Below are 23,402 nucleotides of genomic sequence, written 5' to 3' on the forward strand. Positions count from 1 at the left end.
AGGCGCTCCCGCTTAAATGCACAATCAAATAGACAAAATGTCCTGATGTTTACTGTTAATCCCTAAATAGCTTTCAATAATTCTAGGGTCTTCAACTAAATCTTGACCCGTTCCTTGCATAGACAATTCGCCCATTTCTAATACATAGGCATAGTCTGCTAACTTCAAGGCTGCACGTGCATTTTGCTCTACCAATAAAATGGACACCCCTTGACCGCGTAGCTGATCAATAATTTTAAAAATCTCTCGGGTAATTAAAGGTGCTAAACCCAGACTTGGTTCATCAAGCATCAACAGTTTGGGTTTGGCCATGAGCGCACGTCCAACAGCAAGCATTTGCCGCTCACCTCCAGATAACGTGCCAGCTTCTTGAATTCGGCGCTCTTTTAAGCGCGGGAAAATACTATAAACTTCATCTAGCGTTTCTTTTAAACTGCGGTCGCCATGTCGATAACGCTGAAATCCACCTAGCATGAGATTGTCCTCAATACTCATGCTACTGAACAATTCTCTTTTTTCAGGAACTAAGCCCAATCCCCGCACCACCATGCGCTCTATAGGCGGGCATTGTTCAACACTGCCATCAAACTCAACATCACCTTTTGAAGCAAGCACGCCCATAATTGCAGAAAGTAAGGTGGTTTTTCCTGCACCATTTGGGCCAACCACAGATACAATCTGCCCCTCGTTTACCCGCATATTGAAGTTCATTAGTGCATCGACTTTGCCATAGGCAACGCTTAAATTACTCACTTCTAATAAGCATTTTCCTTGCGTATTTTCTGCTATTGCACTCATGCTGCGCCTCCTAAATAGGCTTCTAAAACGGCATCGTTCTTTTGCACGTCCTCTGGTAAACCTTCTGCAATTTTTTCGCCAAACTCCATCACCACAACGTGATCAACCAAATTCATTACAAAGTCCATGTCATGCTCTACCAATAAAGTCGCCATGCCTTCTGCTTTCAGTTTCATTAAAAGCTCGGCCAAAGCCTGCTTTTCTTTTAAACGTAGGCCTGCAGCAGGTTCATCCAATAGCAATAAGCTTGGGTGAGCACATAAAGCACGCGCAATTTCCAAAATTCGCTGTTGTCCTAATGCCAAATTTCCAGCTTCGGTATAAAGATAATCACCTAAACCAACTCGCTCTAATTGAAATTTTGCTTCATTTAATAAGTTGTTTTCTTCTTCACGATCTAATCTGAACAAAGATGCCCAAACGCCTTTTTCACCACGTAAATGCGCACCAATCACCACATTTTCTAACACCGTCATTTCTGGCAAAATTTTGACGTGTTGAAAAGTTCGGCTTAATCCTTTTTTAGCAATCTCACGCGATAACATGCCATTAATTTTTTCACCTAAAAAGATCACTTCGCCACTGGTCGGCACATCTACACCAGACAGTTGATTAAACATGGTGCTCTTCCCTGCGCCATTTGGCCCAATCAGCGCCAGAATCTCTCCAGCATGAATTTTTAAGTTCATGTTGTTATTGGCAACCAAACCACCAAACTTCTTCGTGACATTTTTCGCTTCTAAAATTAAAGTTCCTTTTTTGGGTAAATCTAATGTTGGAAGCGCATGAGTCGGTGCCGTTAGTTTGGTATGCAAATCTGTGGCTTTAAAACGCTGTGGGATGAGTTTAACCAGCATTGGCCATAAACCCGATGGTGCTTTTTGCATCAAAATAACAATCATTAAACCAAAGACAATGGTTTCATACTGCCCATCATTACCAAAAATAATAGGCATTAAATCTTGTAGCCATTGGCGCATCATGGTGAAAATACCTGCACCAAATATTGCGCCCCAAATACTGCCTACGCCACCAAGTAAAGCCATAAACAAATAATCAATACCCATTTGCAAACCAAACGGTGTTGGGTTGATAAATGATTGATTATGCGCATATAACCAGCCTGAAATAGAGGCAAAAACTGAAGATATAATAAAGACGACCATTTTAGATCTAAAGGTATTTACCCCCATAGATTCCGCCATGACTTGACCACCTTTGAGTGCTCGTATTGCACGGCCTTCTCTGGAATTTAACAAATTTTTAGTCAAAATAATGGCCACAAACAAAATTAGCCAAATGAGATAAAACATTTTATTGCTGGTGTCTAAGGCATAGCCTGCAATAGAAATACTTGGAATATTCGAAATACCCGAATGTCCGCCTAAACTTTCAATCGTTGAGAAAAAATAATACAGCGATATCCCCCAAGCAATAGTGCCTAAAGGTAAATAATGTCCAGACAGTTTTAAGGTTAAGCCCCCCACAAGAAATGCAGAAACAACCGTTAAAATAATACCTAAAATCAGTCCTGCCCATGGGCTACCACCTGTCCACATTAAGAACTGGGGTAACTGTTCTGTCACTGTTAAATAGGCTGTCGAATAAGCACCAATTCCAACCAAAGCGGCTTGACCAAAGCTGGTCATACCGCCAACACCCGTCAATAGCACTAAACCAAGAACCACTAAAGCATTCAATCCAATATAGTTCAGAAGCGTTACTTGATAAGCGGGTAAGATGAACGGGCTCAGGGCCATGAGCACAGCAAAGCCCATAAATAAATATTTAGACTTCATTCATGGTCCTCCTCAATGTGACGAGACGTTAAAGATTTCCAAAGCAAAAATGGAATAATGAGGGTAAAGACAATAATTTCTTTATAATCGCTGGCCCAAAACATAGAAAATGCTTCAATAATACCAACAGCGACAGAACCAGCAGCAGCCACTGGAAAGCTTGCCAAACCGCCAATAATTGCGCCAACAAAGCCTTTTAGGCTAATAATAAAACCAGAGTCATAATACAGTGTGGTAATTGGTGCAATTAAAATACCCGCAAATGCACCCATAAAGGCAGCCATTGCAAAGGTAATTTTGCCTGCAAAAATTGGAGAGATTCCCATGAGCTGCGCGCCCACCCGATTCACCGCAGTGGCCCTTAAGGCTTTGCCGTAAAGCGTCTTGCCAAAGAAATACCACAACACAATGATCATGCTGAAAAAAGCCACAATAATGTAAAGTGTTTGACTGTTAACAGCCAAGCTTCCCACTTGATATACAGCGTCACTAAATGGTTTCGTTTGTGCACCATCTGGGCCAAAAATTAATAAACCAATACCCACCAGAGACACATGCACAGCAATAGAAACAATCAGTAGCACTAATGATTTAGCAGCCACTAAAGGCTGAAAGAATAAACGATAAATTTGCGGGCCAAGCGGTGTAATTATAGCCAAAGCCAGTAACACTTGAATTAGCATTGGTAAGCTTGCCAATGGCAGTAAATACATGGCACCAACAACTAAAGCAATATAAACCGCCCAGAGACTATGGCTTCTTAAATTAAATGGAGTCTTATTTTTTAAACTTGCATACACATCAAGAAGTAGCTGAACAGCAAAGAAGATGACCAACAACCATACAATACGGCTTGGTGTTCCAGCTTGAATAGAGGCAAGTGTCAGTGCGCCAAAAACACTAAATTCACCTAAAGGAATGAGCAAAATTCGGGTGACAGTAAAAACCAATAAAATACATAAGGCGAGCAATGCATAAATTGCTCCACTGGTAATACCATCCTGCCCAAGAATTAATGCGATGTCTAAATCCATGACCGCCTGATCCTTGCTATTTTTCAGGGGCAAACGCTCCCTAAGAGCTATTACACCCTGAATTTGATAGCAGATTAATTAATTAAAAAAACTTATTACTTCAGCAATTTCCATTGACCATTTTTCACAGTCACCATGACTCGTCCGCGCTTGTCAAAACCGCTATGATCCATTGGTGTCATGTTATAAACACCTTGTGTTCCAGCAAGCTCTTTGGTTTGTTCCAATGCTGTACGTAAGGCTTGGCGGAATTGAACACTGCCTGGTTTTGCCTGCTTTAATGCCACTGGAATCGCCTTTTCTAAAAGCAATCCTGCATCATAAACATTCGCACCAAATGTCGCGGGATATTCACCATACGTCTTTTTGTAATTGTTCATGTATTTCAAAGCAACGGCTTTGGAAGGATGCGTATTATCAATTTCATTAATGACTAGCATCAGACTGGCAGCCAAAATCGTGTTATCCACTTTTTTGCCACCCAACTTTAAAAACTGATCTAAAGCTGCACCATGTGTTTGATAAATTTGTCCACGATAACCACGATCATATAAAGCAACTTGCGGTGTCACAGCAGAACTGCCCGGTGCCGCGATTAAAATAGCTTGTGGTTTACCTGCAATCAGTTTCAGTGCCTGTCCAGTCAATGAGGTATCTTGGCGCTGAAAAGACTCTTTCTGCGTAATTTTAATCCCTTTGCTGGCGGCTAAATTAGCAACAACTTTACTCCAGTTTTCACCATAAGGGTCTGCTGTACCAATAAAACCTAATGTTTTGATCTTACGCTTAACCATGTCCTCAACTAACGCTTGAGCAATCAAATCATCATTCTGAGTGGTTTTGAATACCCATTTTTTTTGCGTATCCATTGGTAAAACAACCGTTGATGTTCCAACAGGTGCAAGCAAAGGAACTTGTGCTTTGGCAATAATCCCAATCACAGCACTGGCATTTGGCGATCCAGATGGCCCAATAATGGCATCTACATTGCTTTCACTAATCAATTTATTAATTGCTTTTACGCTTGCTGTTGGGTCACTGGCATCATCTAAAGAAATATAAGTGACTTTTTCACCGCCAATGGTTTTCGGAAGTAACGCAACTGTATTTTTTTGCGGAATTCCGACCATCGCCACTGGGCCTGTAGATGAGCTGACAACACCAATACGTATTTCAGCATGAGTGGTTACTGAACCTGCGGCTAGAGCAGAAACAAGCAATATTTTATTGATTTTCATATGACAAACTCCATTTATCATTCATTAATGAGTCTCACGACTTTATTTTTTATAACATAAATACATGTAATTTTCTTGTTATTTTTTAAAAATCTCATTTATTTTTAAAATTAATCTTTAGAATATATTTCATTTAAAAATAACTAAGCTAAAACAGGCCTTTACAGAAAAATTTTTGTGTCAATTTCAGAAAGCATTATCAAAATTAAAAAATCACTTTTAAATACAGAATCTTAACGACATTGGATTGCAGAAGGTATAACTATATACCTCTCCAATAGTGGAAAATTACATGGATAAGTAGTAAAAAATTAAAGCAATGAACAAGGCATGTTCATAAGTGAATTAACCACTTTGAATCAGTGGTTATAGCTCGTTAATTCACTTCTAAATCATAATGAAAGCAAGGATCTCTGAATTGAAAAATCATCTACTGAATAATCAGCCTCATTATAAAAATGCTTTAATTCGATACGGCGTTTTAGGTTTAAGTTGCATGTTTCTCGCAGGTTGTAGCTCCTCTTCAACTTTAGATCCCACATCTATTCAAAAACAAGTCACCATTAAGCGCGATAATTTTGGCACACCGCATGTATATGCAGACAATACATTCGGGCTTTTTTATGGATATGGCTATGCTGTCGCAACAGATCGTTTATTTCAAATGGAAATGTCCAAACGAACGGGTCAAGGTACGGTAGCTGAAGTTCTAGGGCCAGACTACCTGCAATATGATATTGCAACCCATAGTCGTTTTAACCCTGAAAATATTAAGCAGCAACTTGCACAACTATCACCTGAAGATCGTGCAATTTTTGAAGGCTATGCCGCTGGTTTCAATAAAAGAATCAAAGAAATTCTAGAAAACCCTGAACTCATGCCAAAAGAATTTATTGATTATGATTTCAAGCCATCCACTTGGCAGTCCGAAGACATTGCTATGATTTGGGTGGGCTTAATTTTAAATCGCTTTTTTGCAGCAAGTTCAGAAATTTCTAATTTAGACCTGCTAACTCAACTGCAAAAAGAAAAAGGCCAAGACGAAGGTTTAAAAGTTTATCAGCAACTGCGCTGGCTAGATGACCCGAGCGCTCCAACGATTATCCAATCAGAACAAAAACCTCAGTTTTCAGCACAGCAAAAGCAAGTTTTCAAGAAAGTTCGACCTATTTCAAAACAAACGGCAGAAAACTATTTAACTCAAGCCCGTATTGCCTTAGGCAAAGGTGTTATTGATGGTGTGCCAACGGCAAGCAATGCTTGGGTGCTAAAAGGCGATAAAACCATTGAAGGGCAAGCGGTTTTATATAATGGCCCTCAACAAGGATGGTACACCCCTGCCATTACCTACAGTATTGGCTTACATGGTGCTGGCTATAATTTAACTGGTATTACGCCTGTCGGTCTGCCGGCTATTTTATTTGGAACGAATGGCAAAATTGCATGGGGTTCTACTGTCGGTTCATTAGATACCAATGATTTCTATCAGTTGAAGCTCAACCCGAGTAATCCTAAAGAATATTTCTACCAAGGCGCATATATTCCCCTTGAACATCGCCAAGTGAAAATTAAAGTACGTCAACAAACAGATCATATTTTAGATGTTTATAAAAGCAAACAAGGCTTCGTCAATGCATGGGATGAGAAAAATCAAATTGCGTATGCGCAAAGACGCAGCTGGGAAGGTGTTGAAGTCGAAACCTTGTTAGGCTGGGCAAATGCAGCCAAAGCAACCAACTGGGAAGAATTCCTGAAGCAAGCCAATCGTGTCGCCGCATCCATCACTTGGTTTTATGCAGACACAAACGATAATATTGGGGTCGCAGCCTTAGGTCGTTTACCGATCCGCCCAGAAAATCAACATCCGCAGCTTCCTGCCCAAGGTGATGGTTCGATGGAATGGCAAGGTTTTTATGATTTCTCTCATAATCCCAAAGAATACAATCCAGAAAAAGGTTATATCGCCAGCTGGAACAATAAAGCATATGCAGGTTTACGTTCAGACTCATCGAATTTTTCTCATGTAGACCGCGTCAATGAGCTACTTGAACCGCTTGAAAGTAAACAAAAGCTGAGCCAACAAGAAATTTGGGACATTAATAAAACTGGTGCATGGGCTGATCTCAACGCACGTTATTTTGTACCATCGATGATTAAAGCCGCGCAAAATCCGAAAGCATCCGAAGCTGTAAAAAAAGTAGCGCCTTTACTGGCCTCTTGGGATTACAAACTCCATCCAGATCATGATGCTAAATATTATCAAGGTGCATCCCCTGCCATTATGCGCGCATGGCTGAATCAAATGATTCAATTGGTCTTAAAACCGAATTTATCAGAAAGCATTTACATGCGTTATACCGATACGCTTTATCCAACTAATTTAGACCCACGCAGTGCCCAACCCGCCAGCGCATCAAAATTAATTTGGAACGCACTGCAAGGAAAACAATCGGGCGTTCCTCAACAGATTGACTTCTTAAAGGGACAATCTCCTGACGACGTGGTTTTAATTGCGCTTGAAAATGCTTTGGCAGCGCTATCTAACCAATACAACTCTACAGATCCAAATGATTGGAAGCTTTCTGTTGCGACCATGGGCTTCTCGGCCAAAAATTCAGTCGGTATTCCATGGGCCGATCTAGCACATCAACAGCAATTAAATACTTACGGTAATACAGGCAGTGCCTCTTTTAGAGTGGTATTGAACCCAAATCAAGTCACTATGTGTTCAATTTTAGCCCCAGGTCAAAGTGGCTTTATTAATAAAAATGGTAAACCTGATGCTCATTTTGCAGATCAATTGTCATTGTTTGAAAACTATGAATGTAAAGAAGATGCTGTTGATCAACAGAAGATTGATAAAAACAGTAAGCAGAGTATTACTTTGAAGTATTAATCTTTAGAACATGCTGATCTTTCATTTTTAATCTAGGTCTGTCATAGAAGAATATGACAGACCTATTCTCTATCTGACTCATCTCATAAATATTCTTCTTCTCAATGATCGATTAATATTTAATATTTTTCACTCATGCGTAAAATACATAACGAAATAAATCATCTTTATAAAATTTCAATGCAAGAGCTGTATTGAGCTTTTGGGCAATTTTAAAATAGGGTTAATTTTGTTCAATTAAGCAGTCTAAACAATGAAAATGTCTATTAAAAAATACTTAAAAATCAGAGCTAATTTTAATAAAGTGTTAGAGGTACATCATTTTTTGCAAGCGTACTGCTAGTCTACTTAGACTAAAAAACGGCTACTCTCATAAGCTATTGTTATTGGTTATTATTATAATAAAAAAATAGGCAACTATTGCTTTTCAACATTAGTTGCCTAGTGGTTTAACTTAGTTAATCCCCGCAATATCCTTTAAAATTTTAATAAAAATTTCTTTTTCATTTTCAGAGTATTTTTCAAAAACTTCATTTTGATGACTGTCTGCGATATCAAATAAATAATGTGCTGTTTTCTTGCCCTTTTCAGTCAACTTATAAAAGCCATCACTTTCAATCAGTAAACCATCTTTTTCTAAAATAGATGCAGATTGCTCAACTTCATGCATTGGCATCGCAATATCACGTGGTAAGTCTGCTTTACTTGAGGCCGTACCACTGCCTAAAACCAGTAACAGTCGTGCTTCACTGGTACGAAAACCTGTTACAAGTTGTTTAGGAATATAGTCATTTTGATAGAATTTAAAAGCACGACTCATTAAGTAGCAAACATTACGATGTAAATGCCCTTGATGCATTTCACCAATATCGGTCATTTCAACTGATTCTTTTACCTGTAATAAAGGATGTGGCGTTACACCTGAATAAGCACCTTGGTGGTAAACCAGTGGGCTACGGCCTTCGTCATGGAAATTTACGACTTTCCCAATAATAATCCAGTGATCCCCGCCTTCAATAATTTGATGGCGTTCACACTCAAATACAGCCGAACAGTGGTCTAAAACTGGCGCCAGTCCTGCGCCTTCTTGAAAACTGGTGCCTTCATATTTATCAATATTACGGCGTGAAAACTTATTCGAAAGTTCAATTTGTGAACCTGACAAAATATTAACTGCAAAATGTGTTGCTTGTTCAAACACATGAAAACTTGAAGACTTTTTATCAATACTCCACAGAATTAATGCAGGATCTAAAGAAACTGAGTTAAAGCTATTTGCGGTAACGCCAACCTTTTCGCCTTGTGCATTCTGCGCCGTCATAATGGTGACGCCAGTCGCAAAATTGCCTAATGCGCGTCTAAATTTCATTGGATCCACTTTTACACTATCCATCGTTTGTAATGCGTTCATGCTTCTCTCCTGAATTTTACAGTCCTGTTCCTGTGTGGACTCAATACTTTGCAATTCCAATCTGAATTATCTTTATTTAAATATCTAAAACGAGACGTGCCGATTTAGCCCGAGAACAGCACACCAATATTTGTTCATTGCTGGCTTTCTCTTCATCGGTAAAATACACATCACGGTGATCTGGTTCACCTTCAATCACATCGCACATGCATGTTCCGCAAACCCCTTGCTCACATGACATTTCGATCTCAATGCCTTCGCGTGCCAAAGCTTGTAAAATGGTTTCTTCAGCATTCACCATAATAATTTTGCCACTTTGTTGAGCAAAAACCTCAAAAGCATCGCCACCCGTTTCCACGTTTACCTGAAAATATTCTTTGTGAATTTGATTTTCAGGAAATTCCTGTGTAAGCGCTAAATTAATCACCCAATCCATAAATCCATTCGGGCCACAGGTATAAATATGACTTTCTACATCAATATCTTGTATGGCTGATTGGAAAAACTCACGGTGACTGGCACCTTCGGATTTAAAATGGAAAGTGGTAAATTGAGCCAGTTCCCCATTTTTAATTTCATCGACAAAAGCACAGCGTTCTGGACTTGCACCACAATAATGCAACTCAAAAGACTCGCCTTGATGAGCCAACTGATAAGCCATCGTAATCAGTGGTGTAATGCCTATTCCACCGCCAATCAATACTGAATGCTTGGCTTTCACCAAAGAAAAAAGGTTCTTCGGTTCACTGACCTGAATATGCATACCATCTTTTAAATCATCAAAAGCAGATACAGAGCCACCGCGTGACTCAGGATCTCGCAAAATTCCTAAGCGAAAAATGCCTGTTTCACTCGGGTTTTGACAAAGTGAATACTGTCGCACCATGCCGTTCGGCAAATGCACATCAATATGTGCACCTGCTTCAATTTTAGGTAAAGTTGTAGATGTTGCAGATTCAAATTCCATGACTGCAATATTTTCGCCTTCTACATGGCGGTTTTTGACAACAACATTATAAAGTTCAGTCATCATGAATCTCCCTTTTATGCATCAAGCCCAAGGCTTAACGCATAAATAATCCGCCGTTAATATCCCACGTTGCACCTGTTACGAAACTGGCATTTGGACTGGCCAATAACGCACATGTTTCAGCAATAAATTCCATACTGCCCAAAGCTTTGACAGGAATATTCTGAATAAACTGTGCCATTTTTTCATCCGATACCACGCTATGCACAATTGGAGATTCCATTGGGCCTGGTGCGACCGCATTGACAGTGACACCTTTGGCAGCAAACTCTTTGGCAAAAATTTTCGTCAGGGTCACAATGGCACCTTTCGTTGCTGCATAATGCGCCCCCGTTGCTGTACCGCCGTTTTGACCCGCTAAGGACGCCATATTGACAATACGGCCATAACCTTTATCTGCCATATATTTGCCAATAATTTGACAAGACTGAAATGTACCGCGCTGATTCACTTGAGTAATCCAGTCAAAATCAGCCGCAGTAATCTCTAAAACAGGCGTTGCTTTAGTAACTGTCGCGTTATTTATTAACACATCAAGTTTGGAAAATTTCTCTTCAATCCATTGCACAGCAGCATGAAAGTCTGCCTCAACAGAAATATCTAGCTTCAAAGGAAACATATTATTAGCATTTACACTGCGCACTTTAGCTGCTTCAGCTTTTTCTAATGTGCTTGCAGATAAAATCACTTGATGACCTTGGCTAGCAAAGTATTCTGCAATGACATTTCCCAAACCCGATGCTGCACCAGTCACTAAAACAACCTGTTTCATGTTCTTCTCCTAAAGAATGTAACTGATACCAGCCAAAGTATCGGTAGAATTGACTAAGTTAATAATTTTACGATTAATTTTAAAACCTTGTTCAGCATCTCGAATCAAGTGAAACGTCACATCTGCGGTATAGTGTTTCAAGTTTTCTTTGCGGAACTCACGTAAGTTTTGCGCGCAACGTAAAATGATTTCATCATCTTCATCTTTGATAATACGAATACGAGACACACTACGCACGGTATTGGCTTTTGGAGAAGTTGAAATGGCTTCACCATTGTCTAAACGGTTTACTCGTAATTGACGCATATGATGATTGTCATAGGCATAGTTCAAATTATTTTCATAATCCGTCAAAGCTGGATCAATAGGAATAATATATACGCCTGTTTTATTCCACAGATTTAACCATGCTTCATGTTCATAATGGTCGAGCATATCCGCTTCGGCCCAAATAAAAGCAGTCACTTCATTCAATAAATTTAAATCGATTTTCATTGCTCTCTCCTTAAGCCGTCATCAACTTTTTCCACTGCTGATACGCAGCCCGCATACCTGTTTCAGCACTGACATCACTTTTTAAACCATCTTCAGTTTTTACTTCACCTGGTAGGCCACGATTGAGCATGATCCATAAGTCATCACCTGCACTGGCACCATGTTGTACACGCTCCCATGCTTCTGCATCATCAGGTGTACCAAAACCAAATGGGCCTTGGAAATGTTCATGTAAGCGTAAGCGGTATTGGTTGGCCGTTTGTGGCCCACCATCCATGGTAATTACAGAATGATGAATTTCTGTTTTATCAACGGCAATTGGTTGCATCACACGGAAGAACGCCATTGAACACGCAATATTTGGGAAAATATTTAAGTTAAAACCAGAACCACCTACAGCACGAACAATACGACGCACCTCCAACTCTTCATGACCTTCATCACGCAAAGCCTGAGCCAAATCTTCAAAACGTTCTTGAATAGGACGTTCCATCAATTCTTCTTCAAGATCGACCAATTCAGGAATCATCACCATCACACTGTGACCATTGCCTAAATCTTCAACAAAACCAGGCTGATTATCAAAGTTAAAGAGTTCTTCGGTTTTCTCATCCACAGAGCTTAAGAATGATTTATGCACCAATGGGAAGTGATAGGCATCAGTGGTATTTTCTAACTGAATTTTCCAGTTACCAGGGAAGGTAAAACGATGTTCGCCCAGAACTTTGATTGGATAGCCCGCACCCTGTTTCATAAACAGGTCAATCCATTTTTTCGCAGCACCAAGGAAATCTTCTAACGGCTCAACATCTTGGTTGAACGAGGCAAAAATCATACCGTTGTATTCTTCAACACGCAGGCTAATCAAAGGTAATTCAGACTTATCTAAGCATTCACCATAGCTTTCAGGAGATGGCACACCACGCAAGCTACCGTCTAAGGCATAGCTCCAACCGTGGTAAGGACATACAAAACTATTGGTTTTCCCTTTTTTATGCTCACAAACTGTAGCAGCACGGTGACGGCAACGGTTCAGTAATACATGAACTTTCTTTTTACGGTCACGTACTGCAACCACAGGTTGCTTACCGATATTCATGGTTTTATAACTACCCGCATCTGGAATTTCGCTGGCATGCGCAACCCAAACCCAAGTGCTGTAATAGATTTTTTCCATTTCATCATCAAAGATTTTTTCATCTTTATACAAAGAAGTATGTGCGCGGTCTGATTGCACGAGTTCATTGTAGTCAATATCAATATTTTGCATTGGGATGATACTGTTCATGTTAATGATCCTTTTAAATTTATCCTTGAATTATTTCTGAGACGGTACTGGCAGTGTCGCTGTACTGTTCCAATGAGAGACTGGTCGGCTAAAAATATTTTCCGTTTGAAAATGCTTAATTTTCCAGTGTCCGTCCTGTTGTTGCTTAAATGTCACAGTGAGTTTGGCTGCATTTAAATGGCTCTGATTCTCTCTGAATGTTGAGGTTTGCAACATCAACCAAGTTGCTTTTGCATGCGTATCTTCAACATAGATTTGTTCTGAACTGACAAAATGTGCGTTCATCACGAAATGCGATTCTTTTTGGGTATAGCCCTGAAACATGTCGTGAATTGCTTGACGTGAACTAAAATGACCGAAAGATTGTGCATATTTTTCGCCAATGCCTTCCCAAATACTGTCTTCGTCAAACAAATCCATTAATTCATTTAAGTCAGTATTGGCATCTAAAGCATCACAAATTTCCATATAACGATTTATGCAGTTTCGAATTGCAACGTGCGCTTCCAATTCTGCTAAGCGTTGTAAAATTGCGGTCAAATCCATTTTGTCATTCATTCTAAATACTCGCGTATGAAGCCAATTTGCTTATAAATAGCCCGGTGCTGGTTTTAAGCCAAAGCTGATTAAACCTGCATTTTGTAAAGTTGCATCTCCCATAAAGGCATGCTGAGTCACCACATTGGTGTCATTCACAAAACGGCTAAATACATTGTTGGTATAAATGGCGGTCATCCCTGCGAGCATTTGCATTTTTCGGGCAACGCGGGCAGCAACACGGGCAGCATGAGTGCAAGACAGACGCATATCACTGATTTGTTCCGCAGTTGGGGTGCGACCTGCAACGACTTCACTCCAAACGTTATCCATAGTTTCATAAAACCATGTACGCGCAGCTTTAAACTCAGCTTCTGCTTGTGCAAATTCATACTGAGTTACAGGACGGTTTGCAATTTCTGCACCACCCGTAATAGAAGCCTTTCCTGGGGCGAGGTTCTTAAATTCATCTAAAGCAGCAGCAGCTACACCAATCCCCACGACTGTTAAGACCTGAGTTGCAAGTGACAAAGACGGATATTTAAAAAATGGCTCTGGAAGTTTAGACGGCTCTCCGCGTACAAATGTCCACTCTTTCGCGACCAAAACATCTTCAACGATGAGGTCATGACTTCCCGTTCCTTTTAAGCCCACGGTATCCCAAGTCATTTCAATTTTTACTTTTTTTGCAGACATGACGGCCATGCGGGGCAAGCCTTGTGCTTCATTGCCCTTTTGTGGCGCAATACCGACACCAACAATATCGGCGCCCATGCAACCACTAGAAAATTTCCAGCGCCCTTTAACAACCAGACCTTCATCGGTCATTTCTGCTGGCTGTGGTGGAAAAATACCGCCTGCAAAAACAATATCAGGGGAATCTTTATAAAGCTCTTTGAGCGTTTCTTCTGGCAAACTTCCTAAATAAGCGGGGCTCATACCAAAACTGGCTACCCATCCGACAGAACCATCGGCCATAGATAATTTTTCTATCAACTCGCAAAACGTACGTGGCGAAATTTCAGAACCACCAAAACGCTTCGGAACAAATGCACGATATACACCTAATTTTTTTAATTTTTCAATAATGTCCTGACTGACATAAGCTTGATTATCAAATTCACCCGTACATGCACGTTCACGGATTTCCTGACACAAAGCCGTCAAATCTACTGCGGTATTATCCATTACAAAATCCTTTGTAGATAAATCATTCATTCGTTAACTCCTTGTAACTTATTGCGTTGCCTTCATGACAAATTCAGCAATTGCACAAAGCTGTTCATCCGCATTTTTTTTAGCAACGATTTGCAATCCAACAGGTAAACCTTGTTTTGTCTCTAAAGGCACTGAAATTGCAGGATGCCCCGACAAATTAAATGGACGAACCAGCCCAGTTAAATTCAAAAATGCAACTGTATTTTCTGCATCTGCAACTAGTGGTGGAATTTGTGGCAAGGTTGGTAACAACAATGCATCGTATTGGCTCAGTAAAGCATCTACTTCTTGGGTGAAACGCTCTTTCACTTGTGCAGCTTCTGTAACCTGTTGCTGCGTCGTTTCAGAGGCTTGCAGTAAACGAGCATGAACATCTGAACCCAAAAGACCCGTTTCAGTTAAAGCACCATACGCCTGCCAGTTTTCAAAGTTGATAATTTGCATACCCGCATGAAATGCATCATCAAAAGATGCAAGGTCTACATTCACTACAGTTAATCCAGCTTGCACAAGATATTCAGCAATACATGTATTCACTTCGTCACTGGCCGGCACATTAAGTATTGCAAGCTTAGGCGCTTGCTCTAGGGCTTTTGCAGGGTGAAAACTTGGATCAATAATCTGCATAGCGGTTTCAATCATCTGAACTGAATTTGCAAATGGGCCAACGCAGTCTAATGAACTACTGTCAGGATGCACGCCTTCACGGCTTACACGGCCAAAAGTAGGCTTTAAACCAAAAACACCACAGCAGGCTGCTGGCATACGAATTGAACCACCGGTATCTGTACCTAAAGTGAAATCAGCCAGTTTTGCTGCCACAGCGGCAGCCGAACCGCTTGATGATCCACCTGGAATGAGTGCGGGATATTTAGGATTAAGCGCAGTGCCAAAAGCACGGTTAATGCCAGTAATGCCAAAGGCCAATTCATGCAAATTTGTTTTAGCGGTAATTTGACAGTCTGCAGCTAAAATACGATCAACCACAACAGCATTTTGCGTAGCCACAGGAACATGCTCTAGCGCCTTACTTCCTGCTACAGTCTGAAAACCTTGAATATCGATAGAGTCTTTAACCATTACAGTGAACTTTCCTGACCCTAATTGGACATCCTTTGCCACAATATTCATTCACTTTTCCATGTATTTTTATATATAGGACTAATATCTGAAAAAGCAATGTAATTGTCAAGTATTTTTCATTACAGAGAACAAAGAAAATATTTTTTATTTTTGTATAATGTCACTATCTGTTTTCACAAAGTTATCACTTTGCCATGCTTACTCATTTAGAAAATTTTCTGCCCAACAATGAACCTAGCAGTCTACAAAGCTATCCTTTTTTCTGGATTTCCCAAGTCAATGGGAAATATACACAGCTCATTGAGAAGTCTATAAAAAAATTAGGAATAGACAATACACGACGTAAAATTATTTTAAGTACCAATGCATTAGGACAAGCTAGTATTACTGAAATTGCCAATTTATCGACCCTTAAACTGACTACTGCAACCAAGGCTATTTATCGCCTAGTTGAAGATGACATTGTCGAGGTTTTTTCTTCCGAATCTGACGAACGCATCTCTATGGTCAAGTTGACAGAAAAAGGAAAAAAGTTGGTAGAGCAAATTAATCAAATCAGCCAAGTGACACTTTCAGGTATTCTAAATGCATTTGAAGATGAAGAATTAATTCAAATCAACGCGCAGATGAAAAAAATATTTGAGCTAATGCCATCTAGCTAAGAGATTAAATAGCCTTAATCAAAAAAGCCCATTATGGCAAATGGGTTTGTTTTACGAGTGATTGATTCGGCTTGGTGGCAACATTAGATGTTTCAATTCTACTGAGAAAGGTTTGCAACACCTGTCGCTTATAAGCAGGAATATCCATGTCTTCATTTTGCCCAGCGTGGTCAAAAAGGGTTTAAATACCTGCACTGCTTGATCTGAAGTTTGTTCCGAATGACTTAATTCCACCAATAAAATCTAAGATTGAAAAATAACAAAGCAACAGATTCAGCATTTATGCCTATAAGCAAAAAATTTATATAAAAAAGCAGAACTTACGCCCTGCTCTTTTTATCGAAATAAAGATCTAAATTTTACTTTAAGATGTTTTATTTACGTTGATTATAAATTTGTTGCGCTACTGGTAAGTTCTTACGCATAGCTTCAATACGCTGACCATTTGATGGATGCGTCGATAAGAACGAAGAACCGCCAGCCCCTTCTAGCTTATTCATTTTTTCCCAAAGTGTAATAGCCGCTTGTGGGTTATAACCCGCTCTTGCCATGAGCAATAAACCACCTTGGTCTGCACGACTTTCAAGGTTACGTGAATACGGCAAACCCACACCGACCTGACTACCCAACTGCGCGGCTGCTGTACCCAACTGACCCACATTACTACCAGCTGCGCTTAAACCAATGTTTAATGCCAAATCTGTCAGGGCTTGAGCGCCAATCTTGCTTTTTGAATGCTCTTCTAAAGCATGCACCATTTCATGTCCCATAATGGCCGCAATTTCAGCATCGGTTAAGTTTAAACGGGTCACAATTCCCGTATAAACCACAACTTTCCCCCCAGGTGCTACAAATGCATTCAGCTCATTTGACTTAAAGACAGACAATTGCCATTGGAAAGGCTGACCTGTCTGATTCATTTGATCTGCATACGGTTTTAAACGTAAAAATACACTATTCACACGCTTATAAACGCTAGAGGATGTATCTAGCTGATTTTTTGCCCGTGCTTCACTGACCATTTGATTATAACTTTGCGCTGCCGATGCATTTAATGTTGCCGTGTCCGCACCAGCCATATCTGCAACAGTGGCACAGCCCGAAAGCATGACTGTCACTAGTGCACAGGCACTCATTAAAATATTTTTATTCATTATTTAAAACTCCAAAACTGTACTTAAACCACATTTAAGTTGCCCTAATTATATTCTTTAGATTTAGGTAGTTAAATGAAGACAAAGCAGTTTCTGATAGGATTTATGTAAACTTTTAGGCTAAAAACTGAATGTAGAGCCAATAAGCCAAACAGCAACCATTCAATACCAAGTAGAACTGACATAACGGCTCGACTTTTGCTTCCAGAGCTTCACTTTTACGTTTAAAAAATAGATACGCATTTTGAATGAGAACAATTGGTACTAAAATGCAGGCAATAATGACAGATAAACCAATCAACGCATTATAAATAATTTCTGGATTCTGCGTTTGTGCGCGGATAATGATCATCGCAATTGTGGGTGCACCACCCATGGCAAAAAGCAAAGAATAAAAAATGGTTCCCGCTATGTATTTCTGCATCCTGCATCGCCTGAAATATGATTGGCTTGCATTCTAACAATTCTGCATGTCTTGTACAGTAAACAAAACTGAAACTTTAGTCTTGATTTATTCCTTGAAATATTCAAGTCCCTAAATAGCGTTCAATTGCCTTAGATCAGCACATTAAAGTCACTAAAATCATCTATTTCAACAAGAATCGTTTTCTTTTAATGTATAACAACCCTTTTCAGTGATCAATAAAAAAGCCCTGCAAATGCAGGGCTTCTGGGTCATTATTCTAAGCCGATTAAGCTTGGAATGGATGACGTAAAATCATGGTTTCTTCACGGTCTGGACCAGTAGAAATGATGTCGATTGGACATTCAATTAACTGTTCAATACGTTTAACGTAATTGATCGCATTTTGTGGCAATTGATCTAAAGATTTTGCACCAAAAGTAGATTCTGACCAACCCGGCATTGTTTCATAAATTGGTTTAAGTGCTTCAAATGCAAGTGCATCAGAAGAACCGACACAACCAGAATCAGCAGCTTCATAACCGACACAGATTTTAATTTCTTCTAAACCATCAAGAACGTCAAGTTTAGTTAAGCAAATACCAGACAGTGAGTTTACATCCACTGAACGGCGTAAAATTTCTGCATCAAACCAACCACAACGACGCTGACGACCTGTAGAAGCACCAAACTCAGAACCTTTAGTTCCAAGATGCTTACCAATTGCATCACCCACGTCATTTGCAGCGTCATATACCAACTCAGTTGGGAATGGACCAGCACCGACACGTGTTGTATAAGCTTTGGTAATACCAAGAACGTAGTCAAGGTGCAATGGACCTAGACCAGAACCTGAGCTTACGCCACCCGCTGTAGTGTTTGAAGATGTTACATACGGATATGTACCATGGTCAACGTCAAGAAGTGAACCTTGAGCGCCTTCAAACATGATGTTGTCGCCGTTTCTACGGTAGTTATGAAGCTCAGTTGTAACATCAATCACAAGTGGAGCAACGACTTTACGCCATTCATCACACAGTGCAATCACATCATCAACATTTACGGCTTCTACACCAAAGAATTGAGTTAACTGGAAGTTATGGTATTCAAGCAATTCTTCAAGCTGCGCTTTAAGATGAGCACCACCACGAACCAAGTCAGCAACACGAATTGCACGACGTGCAACTTTATCTTCGTACGCTGGGCCAATACCACGGCCTGTTGTACCAATTTTTGCATTGCCACGCTTAATTTCACGTGCTTGGTCTAACGCAATGTGATGCGGAAGAATCAATGGGCAGTTTGGAGAAATACGCAGACGTTCACGAACAGGTACACCTTCTTTTTCAAGGATGTCCATTTCTTTAATCAGCGCTTCAGGTGAAAGTACAACACCATTGCCAATTAAGCACAGTACGTTTTCACGTAAGATGCCAGATGGAATGAGGTGTAATACAGTTTTCTTACCACCAACGACGAGAGTATGGCCAGCGTTGTGACCGCCTTGATAGCGAACAACTGCAGCCGCTTGATCTGTGAGCAGGTCGACGATCTTGCCTTTGCCTTCGTCGCCCCATTGGGTACCAAGTACCACAACATTCTTGCCCATAATAGCCTCATTACACCATGCTGTTAAAATTGAAAAGCAAAACTGAATGACCTAAACATTCAGCTATGCAACTAAATTGTTTCGACTTTCCACTCACCCGCTACAAGAACCATTTGGTGTGTTGCATTCGGAATCGAGTTTAAACCATCATTACCTAATAATTGAATTACACTAAAGCCTTGGTCACGAACATTTGCGATTGCTTCAAGCAACGCTTTGTCTGTGCCCTTCGGTGCAACAACTGTATGAATTTGCTTAAATTGACCTGCACTCAGTGCATATAAGTCACAAGAAAACCCTGTTGCTGGACGCGCACGTCCAAAGTGTTCACCAATACCATCATAGCGCCCACCTTGAGCCAATGGGGCTGCGCGGTTTGGTGCATAGACTGCATACATTAAACCAGTGTGATAATGGTATGAACGAAGTTCTACAACATCTATACCAATATGAAGTTCTGGCCAACGCGCTTGAATTTCTGACTGGGTCTTTTTCACAACATCAAATGCACTTTTAAATTCGACATCAGCAATAATTTCAGCACTTAAATTGTTTTGAAGTGCATCTAAATCACTTGCATAACGACCAAGATTGTAGAAATCTGCACCGAATTTTAAGGTTTGTGTAAATTCAGCAAGTTCAGGTAAAGCTTTACGTTGATACAAATCTGAAAGTCGACGCTCGGTCGCTTTAGATAGGCCTGCATGCTTGACTAAGCTGCGGAACAAACCCACATGCCCTAAATCTAGATGGATACCATTTGCCAAACCTGCTTTTTGAAGCAAACTTAACATGACGTCAACCATTTCAACGTCAGCATCAATACTGTCTGAACCAAATAATTCTGCACCCAATTGCAATGGGGCACGTGTGGTATTAAAACCCTGAGGTTTCGTATGTAAAACCGTGCCAGCGTAACAATAACGTGCTACGCCTTCCACTGGATGTACATGCGCATCGATACGGGCCACTTGTGGTGTCATATCGGCACGCACACCAAGCAATCGACCAGATAATTGGTCAATAACTTTAAAAGTGGCTAAGTCTAAATCTTGATTCGATTCTGAAAGAGAAGAAAGAGATTCGATGTATTCGATAAATGGCGTGTACACCAGCTGAAAACCTCGAGATGCGAGGAAATCTAATGCTTCACGGCGCAAAATTTCAATCACTTGCGCTTGTTCTGGTAATACATCAGCTACACCATCAGGTAATAACCATGTCTCTGAAATGGGCATGTTGTAAACCTAAATACTTGTCAGCGCGGAACGAATCCGCATAAAAAAATCGGGAACACACCCGATTTCTCATAGTCTATCACGTTCGTTTTCAGCATGCACCAGACAATTTAGGAAAATAATCATTAATAATGCCAAATAAAACTTCTGAACGTTTTTGACGTAGGTAGAAGTTGAAAAAGTCAGTTTTAATCAATGAATAACATCACAAGGTCTAAGCCTTTACAGTCGCTATCTGGGACAACCACGAACATCGCTAAATCCATTGATAATTTTTATTCAATTGGTTGTTTTTTCTTATATTTCCAATTAAGAAAGACTTACATTTTTTTTTGCGTATATCTTATAATTTCGCTGAATTAAACAGCAATACATATAAACAATAGCGCTTTATTCAATGCGCTTATAACATTATTTTCTTAGGGGAAAAATCAGATGGAATTACACAGTAATCTGTATTACAAGCATAAAAATGTGCAAATAATGTCAAATATTGACCGCTTATTTAAAGAACATCATGGCAATGCAGATACATTTACTGCTGTCGCAATTGAACTAAACCCACACTGTGGACAAGAACTTGCCGAAGATATTTTAAATACGGTTGATAATATTGAATTTGATTTAGGCCCAGAATCATTATGCTCAGTTGAAGGCTATTCAATTGCTCATTTTGTGCATGGTTCAGCGGGTGATGAATTTGTTGAAGCAATTCTGCTTTTCTTAAAAGCATTGGTTCCAGATATTCATGCTCAAGCATGGGGCTGTGGAGACGATGACCCTTGGGAATTTTGGTTTAAATTTAATGGCGATGAACTTATTCGTGAAGATGATGAACCCTTCAATGACCCAGAAGAAGACCAAGAGATTAAAGCCAATATTTATCTGTGGTGGCATACTGATATGCCCAAAAACATTAAAGAAGGTTTTTTAAACGAAAAAGCTGAACAATAAAAAAAACAATGCCTAAGATGCGTATACGTATTCTTAGGCATTCATCCTATATTTAAAACATAAACTCAATTATTTACAACATTGGCAATTCTGTGCTGAGCTTAACTTTTGCAATGGTATTTCTGTTTTGACATTTTGCATATTGATAATTTTATTTAAACGTTGGGTTTTAAATTTCCGACATGTATCTAGATCTACCATCAACATACATAAAAAAAGTCGCAAACCCCTGCCATTATTCGCCTTTCGGATCCACTATTTTTGCCAATAAAGTAACCAACTCAGCATTCTGTAATTCAACCTGTTGCAATTTGTGCGAGGTATGATCCATCGCTTCTTGCTGTACATGCATTTTTTTGGCGAGATCTTGCATAATTTCCAAGGTCTTTTTTAGGTTTTCCTCTAAATGAACAATTTTTTCTTCCAAATGTAGATTGGCTGATATTTCAGCATTATCTTCTTGATTATTAAACTGTAACCAAATAAGAAAAATAACCGCCAAGGCAAGTAAAAAAATAAATCCCCACAATAAAATCATCAGCATCGCTCTTTTAATCTTTAATTGACTTTATCTTAACCAATTTTTAAATCAATATTTTCAGAAAAAACAACAATTTCATATTTTTTCGACTAAAAACATCGATCACCTGCCAAAATGTATTCTAATCATAGTTTTTTAATTTCGATACGACCAAATAGAAGCATCCGAAGATGCTTCTTAACGCCTTTAAGCAAAGGACTCACACAAATCTAGTAAGCGGTTTGCATACCCCCATTCATTGTCATACCAAGCAAAAACTTTAACTTGGCGACCAACCACCATGGTTTGGCTCAAATCTACAACCAACGAATAAGGTGAATGGTTAAAATCGCTTGAAACTAAAGGTTCATCTGTGACTGACATAATGGCTGCATAATCTTGTGCTGCCGACTTTACCAATACCTCGTTCACTTTATGCATGGTCACAGGTGATTGCGAAATAAATGTCAGGTCTATGGCAGCCACATTAATGGTCGGAACACGAATAGAAAAGCCATCTATGCGATTTTCCATTTTGGGCATGACTCGTTTCAACGCGCCCACAGCAGAAGATGTAGTAGGAATAATATTTTGACCCGATGCTCGTGCGCGACGCAAATCACGGTGTGCATGATCTAGCACCGATTGATCTGCTGTCACGGCATGAATTTCCGTCATCATTGCGGACTCTATGCCAAAGGCATCATCAATAATTTTAACCAAAGGCACCAAGGCCTGCGTGGTACATGACACACTGGAAATAATTTGGTCTGTTGCTTTTACCTCATTGTGATTCACACCGTACACAATAGCGACATCGACACTATCAAACGGTGCTGCACCAATGATGACGCGTTTTGCACCTGCTGTAACATGCTGAGTCGCGGCTTCTCGTGAGCGAAATAACCCTGTACATTCCAACACCACATCAATATTTAGCGCTTGCCACGGCAAATCAATCGGTTGCTCATTTTGTAAAACTTGTACACGTAAAACTGATGTACCTGCTTGAATATTCAAGTATTGCTTATCGTTTTCAACTTCTATGCTGACAGTGCCCTGAAAGCGACCATGTGTGGAATCATATTTAAACAAATGCAAAAGTGTATCAATATCGGCAACATCATTGATTGCAACAATTTCAAAATGAAATACTTTCGGATTTTCAAACCATGCACGTAAAACATTGCGCCCAATTCGGCCAAACCCATTAATTGCCACTCGTTGCATGCCTTTTCCTTCATTTTGAAACAATTACAAAGC

Annotated in this window: 21 protein-coding genes; 3 read left to right on the forward strand and 18 right to left on the reverse strand. The window is 39.8% G+C overall.

All coding sequences use genetic code 11. The features are described 5' to 3' along the window. Positions 1-24 precede the first annotated feature (24 nt). The 4 genes from BBP83_RS07550 to BBP83_RS07565 all read right to left on the reverse strand — a co-directional run bounded on the left by BBP83_RS07550 (position 25) and on the right by BBP83_RS07565 (position 4,869). Complete coding sequence (locus tag BBP83_RS07550; RefSeq protein ID WP_068887080.1) at positions 25-798, reverse strand: ABC transporter ATP-binding protein; 774 nt, start codon at positions 796-798, stop codon at positions 25-27. Beyond that, a complete protein-coding gene (locus tag BBP83_RS07555) occupies positions 795-2,597 on the reverse strand; it encodes a branched-chain amino acid ABC transporter ATP-binding protein/permease (protein ID WP_068887082.1) in 1,803 nt (600 codons plus the stop codon). Before BBP83_RS07555 ends, BBP83_RS07550 begins: the two co-directional genes overlap by 4 nt. Further along, a complete protein-coding gene (locus BBP83_RS07560) occupies positions 2,594-3,631 on the reverse strand; it encodes a branched-chain amino acid ABC transporter permease (RefSeq protein ID WP_068887084.1) in 1,038 nt (345 codons plus the stop codon). The genes BBP83_RS07555 and BBP83_RS07560 overlap by 4 nt, the downstream gene beginning before the upstream one ends. A gap of 95 nt (positions 3,632-3,726) precedes the next feature. Next, positions 3,727-4,869, reverse strand: a complete 1,143-nt coding sequence (locus BBP83_RS07565; protein WP_068887086.1) for an ABC transporter substrate-binding protein — start codon at positions 4,867-4,869, stop codon at positions 3,727-3,729. Between the two features lie 397 nt (positions 4,870-5,266). On the opposite strand from BBP83_RS07565, the gene BBP83_RS07570 reads away from it, so the two are divergent. Then, on the forward strand, positions 5,267-7,765 hold the full coding sequence (locus BBP83_RS07570) for a penicillin acylase family protein (RefSeq protein WP_068887088.1): 2,499 nt from the start codon (positions 5,267-5,269) through the stop codon (positions 7,763-7,765). 454 nt (positions 7,766-8,219) lie between these two features. Here the strand turns inward: BBP83_RS07570 and BBP83_RS07575 are convergent, their stop codons facing one another. The 8 genes from BBP83_RS07575 to BBP83_RS07610 all read right to left on the reverse strand — a co-directional run bounded on the left by BBP83_RS07575 (position 8,220) and on the right by BBP83_RS07610 (position 15,647). Next, positions 8,220-9,176 carry a p-hydroxyphenylacetate 3-hydroxylase reductase component gene (locus BBP83_RS07575; RefSeq protein ID WP_068887090.1) on the reverse strand — a complete coding sequence of 319 codons (957 nt, stop codon included), beginning with the start codon at positions 9,174-9,176 and terminating at the stop codon, positions 8,220-8,222. A 76-nt stretch (positions 9,177-9,252) separates the two neighbouring features. Beyond that, positions 9,253-10,206 carry a PDR/VanB family oxidoreductase gene (locus BBP83_RS07580; RefSeq protein WP_068887661.1) on the reverse strand — a complete coding sequence of 318 codons (954 nt, stop codon included), beginning with the start codon at positions 10,204-10,206 and terminating at the stop codon, positions 9,253-9,255. A gap of 34 nt (positions 10,207-10,240) precedes the next feature. Next, the gene (locus BBP83_RS07585; protein ID WP_068887092.1) at positions 10,241-10,978 is read right to left on the reverse strand and encodes an SDR family NAD(P)-dependent oxidoreductase; all 738 of its coding nucleotides are present in this window, start codon (positions 10,976-10,978) and stop codon (positions 10,241-10,243) included. Between the two features lie 9 nt (positions 10,979-10,987). Next, entirely contained in the window at positions 10,988-11,473 is a 486-nt protein-coding gene (locus BBP83_RS07590; protein WP_068887094.1) for an aromatic-ring-hydroxylating dioxygenase subunit beta, read from the reverse strand. Between the two features lie 10 nt (positions 11,474-11,483). Next, entirely contained in the window at positions 11,484-12,761 is a 1,278-nt protein-coding gene (locus BBP83_RS07595) for an aromatic ring-hydroxylating oxygenase subunit alpha (RefSeq protein WP_068887096.1), read from the reverse strand. Positions 12,762-12,791: 30 nt separating this feature from the next. Beyond that, positions 12,792-13,319 carry a nuclear transport factor 2 family protein gene (locus BBP83_RS07600; protein ID WP_068887098.1) on the reverse strand — a complete coding sequence of 176 codons (528 nt, stop codon included), beginning with the start codon at positions 13,317-13,319 and terminating at the stop codon, positions 12,792-12,794. 30 nt (positions 13,320-13,349) lie between these two features. After that, positions 13,350-14,516, reverse strand: coding sequence for an acyl-CoA dehydrogenase family protein (locus tag BBP83_RS07605; RefSeq protein WP_068887100.1), 1,167 nt, complete (start codon positions 14,514-14,516; stop codon positions 13,350-13,352). Positions 14,517-14,534: 18 nt separating this feature from the next. Then, positions 14,535-15,647, reverse strand: a complete 1,113-nt coding sequence (locus BBP83_RS07610; RefSeq protein ID WP_068887102.1) for an amidase — start codon at positions 15,645-15,647, stop codon at positions 14,535-14,537. Between the two features lie 146 nt (positions 15,648-15,793). On the opposite strand from BBP83_RS07610, the gene BBP83_RS07615 reads away from it, so the two are divergent. Then, a complete protein-coding gene (locus BBP83_RS07615; protein ID WP_068887104.1) occupies positions 15,794-16,261 on the forward strand; it encodes a MarR family winged helix-turn-helix transcriptional regulator in 468 nt (155 codons plus the stop codon). A gap of 374 nt (positions 16,262-16,635) precedes the next feature. Here BBP83_RS07615 and BBP83_RS07620 read toward each other — a convergent pair whose 3' ends face one another. From BBP83_RS07620 to BBP83_RS07635, 4 genes are all read right to left on the reverse strand, one after another. Continuing rightward, positions 16,636-17,415 carry a M48 family metallopeptidase gene (locus BBP83_RS07620; RefSeq protein ID WP_068887106.1) on the reverse strand — a complete coding sequence of 260 codons (780 nt, stop codon included), beginning with the start codon at positions 17,413-17,415 and terminating at the stop codon, positions 16,636-16,638. Positions 17,416-17,530: 115 nt separating this feature from the next. Then, complete coding sequence (locus BBP83_RS07625) at positions 17,531-17,839, reverse strand: hypothetical protein (protein WP_068887108.1); 309 nt, start codon at positions 17,837-17,839, stop codon at positions 17,531-17,533. Between the two features lie 268 nt (positions 17,840-18,107). Next, positions 18,108-19,427: an adenylosuccinate synthase gene (locus tag BBP83_RS07630; RefSeq protein WP_068887110.1), complete on the reverse strand. Its 1,320-nt coding sequence runs from the start codon at positions 19,425-19,427 to the stop codon at positions 18,108-18,110. A gap of 71 nt (positions 19,428-19,498) precedes the next feature. Next, positions 19,499-20,665, reverse strand: coding sequence for an ATP phosphoribosyltransferase regulatory subunit (locus BBP83_RS07635; protein WP_068887112.1), 1,167 nt, complete (start codon positions 20,663-20,665; stop codon positions 19,499-19,501). 435 nt (positions 20,666-21,100) lie between these two features. Between BBP83_RS07635 and BBP83_RS07640 the strand changes: the two genes are divergently transcribed. Then, positions 21,101-21,619, forward strand: coding sequence for a hypothetical protein (locus tag BBP83_RS07640; RefSeq protein WP_068887114.1), 519 nt, complete (start codon positions 21,101-21,103; stop codon positions 21,617-21,619). A 235-nt stretch (positions 21,620-21,854) separates the two neighbouring features. Here the strand turns inward: BBP83_RS07640 and BBP83_RS07645 are convergent, their stop codons facing one another. Then, positions 21,855-22,157, reverse strand: coding sequence for a hypothetical protein (locus tag BBP83_RS07645; protein WP_068887116.1), 303 nt, complete (start codon positions 22,155-22,157; stop codon positions 21,855-21,857). A gap of 189 nt (positions 22,158-22,346) precedes the next feature. After that, the gene (locus tag BBP83_RS07650; protein WP_068887118.1) at positions 22,347-23,369 is read right to left on the reverse strand and encodes a type I glyceraldehyde-3-phosphate dehydrogenase; all 1,023 of its coding nucleotides are present in this window, start codon (positions 23,367-23,369) and stop codon (positions 22,347-22,349) included. Positions 23,370-23,402: the final 33 nt, after the last annotated feature.

This window comes from Acinetobacter celticus (assembly GCF_001707755.1).
Taxonomy (GTDB): domain Bacteria; phylum Pseudomonadota; class Gammaproteobacteria; order Pseudomonadales; family Moraxellaceae; genus Acinetobacter; species Acinetobacter celticus.